The 1,286-nt window shown below is 60.3% G+C and carries 2 protein-coding genes; both read left to right on the plus strand.

Annotated elements, in window-relative coordinates:
- Window positions 1–341: 341 nt before the first annotated feature.
- Window positions 342–1,010: a TetR/AcrR family transcriptional regulator gene (locus ACZXDY_RS45925; RefSeq protein WP_464350015.1), complete on the plus strand. Its 669-nt coding sequence runs from the start codon at window positions 342–344 to the stop codon at window positions 1,008–1,010.
- 9 nt (window positions 1,011–1,019) lie between these two features.
- A partial coding sequence (locus ACZXDY_RS45930) for an SDR family NAD(P)-dependent oxidoreductase (protein WP_464350016.1) occupies window positions 1,020–1,286 on the plus strand: 267 nt, incomplete at its 3' end.

Here is a 1,286-nt window from a genome sequence, read left to right on the forward strand (position 1 = left end):
CGGGTTTGGTTCGTCGCGGCAGGAGCTTGCGAAAGAGCCTGGGCAGGCGGCATGACTTCAGCGCGTCAAGGCCGATGTGCGTGCGCTGAGGGTTCCCGAGCAGTTCGTGCGCGGCAATCTAGGTTCGATCGTTCCGGGCTGCTAGGCCGATCTTGGCCGGCTCAGGCGGGCCATCTTGTCGAGTTCTCGCTGGCGAGGCAGCCACTGGCCTGCTTCACCCCGCGCAATTTGTGCCTTTTTCGTCCATCTGGGCGTCACCTGTTGACATTATGGAGCAATCGATCCAAAACCGGAAACACTTTGTAGCAAACGGATCCATAACGGCGAGGCTTGGAGATTGCATGGCACGACCGCGCGAGTTCGATGAAGCAGAGGTTCTCGACGCCGCCAGCGACATCTTCTGGGCTAAGGGCTACGAAGCAACGTCGACGCGTGACCTAACGGCGCGAACTGGCCTGACGCCGTCGAGCTTGTATGCCGCGTTCGGTGACAAACGCGGGCTGTTTCGGCGCGCCTTAGAACACTACCTGGGCCGATTGCGCGAGAAGATGGCGCGTCTCGAGGCGACTTGCGCGCCGGGGCAGGCAATCACAGGGTTTTTCGAAGATACGATCGCACGCACACTCGACGACGCGCTGCAGCGCGGTTGCATGTTGGTGAACTCAGCGATGGAAGCTTCGCCGGAAGACCCCGAATTTCGCGATGCCATCGCCCACGATCTAATGCTCATTGAGCGCTTCTTCCAACAGCGCTTCCTCGAAGGACAAGCGCGCGGTGAAATTTCGCGCACCTATTCGGCTGACGATGCGGCGCGGCACTTGCTGACCGTGTTGTTAGGTCTGCGCGTCCTCGCAAGGGTTCGACCAGAGAGGCCGCTGCTAGTCGGCGCTGCGGGACAGACACTCGCACTGCTCGGTTTGCCGCCACTCACCGATGTCGCCGGTACAGGGGGGGAAATCATCGTGTCGAGGATCGTAGCGGCGCGCCCCTTTCCATCGTTCGACAATTGAGGACCTAAGATGACAGGACGAACATTTCTTATTACAGGCGCGAGCAAGGGTATCGGGCGCGCTTTGTCGCAGAGGCTGACAGATTCCGGACATCACGTCGTGGGCGTCGCTCGCGGTCAGGATCCAGACTTTCCCGGAACGCTCGTTTCGATCGACCTCAACGACAGCAAGGCGTCTGCAGAAGCATTTGCCGATCTCGCGCAACGCTATTCGTTCGACGGGGTGGTCAACAATGTCGGACTAGTCCGGCTGCATCGGGTCGGCGAGATCGAACTC

This window comes from Bradyrhizobium sp. LeoB3, assembly GCF_055456055.1.